At 32.8% G+C, this 311-nt stretch carries 1 pseudogene; it reads right to left on the bottom strand.

What is annotated here, in order from left to right:
• Positions 1 to 311 (bottom strand): annotated as a pseudogene (locus tag ACFILW_RS10645) (SPOR domain-containing protein); the annotation flags it as partial.

Below are 311 nucleotides of genomic sequence, written 5' to 3'. Positions count from 1 at the left end.
AAAAGAGGGGAAATTATATTCCATATTGGCAGAAGAAGAATAGTCGGAATTTTGTTCTTTAGAGTTTATATGAACACCTTCTTTTGAATTTTGCATAGACTGATGAAAAACTTCACTAAAAACTTCATTCTTCTGTTGTTTTTGAGAAAAATTATCTGTTGGAACATTTCCTACATTGAGTACATCAGCAAATTCTTCTTCTAAACCACCATTAGTTGGCACATCATATTCTGGCGCTTCATACGGGACTTCTGGAACCATAATAGGACCAGTTTTTTCTACGATTTCCTCTGAAAATTTATAAGTATCAA

Source organism: Bartonella sp. TT110JLCBS, from assembly GCF_042193405.1.
GTDB lineage: Bacteria > Pseudomonadota > Alphaproteobacteria > Rhizobiales > Rhizobiaceae > Bartonella.
This window is presented reverse-complemented; position numbering and strand designations above follow the sequence as displayed.